At 46.3% G+C, this 270-nt stretch carries 1 protein-coding gene; it reads left to right on the top strand.

Annotated elements, in window-relative coordinates:
- Positions 1-270, top strand: a 270-nt coding sequence (locus NLF92_RS13040) for an efflux RND transporter permease subunit (RefSeq protein WP_254102650.1), incomplete at both ends; no start/stop codon positions are given.

Genomic DNA, 270 nt, shown 5'->3' with positions numbered 1-270 from the left:
AGCCATTGTGCTGGTGTTCCTGGTCATGCTTCTGTTCCTGCAAAACTGGCGAGCTACGTTAATCCCAACCATTGCCGTACCGGTTGTTCTGCTTGGTACGTTTGCTGTCCTTTACGCGTTTGGTTTCAGCATAAACGTACTTACCATGTTTGGTTTAGTACTGGCAATCGGCTTGCTGGTAGATGACGCCATTGTTGTTGTGGAAAACGTTGAGCGGATTATTCATGAAGAAGGTTTAAGCCCGAAAGAAGCAACCAAGAAATCCATGAC

The sequence above is a fragment of the Opacimonas viscosa genome, from assembly GCF_024199005.1.
Classification (GTDB): domain Bacteria; phylum Pseudomonadota; class Gammaproteobacteria; order Enterobacterales; family Alteromonadaceae; genus Opacimonas; species Opacimonas viscosa.
Note: the sequence above shows the minus strand (reverse complement) of the source record. Positions and strands in the feature narration are given on the sequence as shown.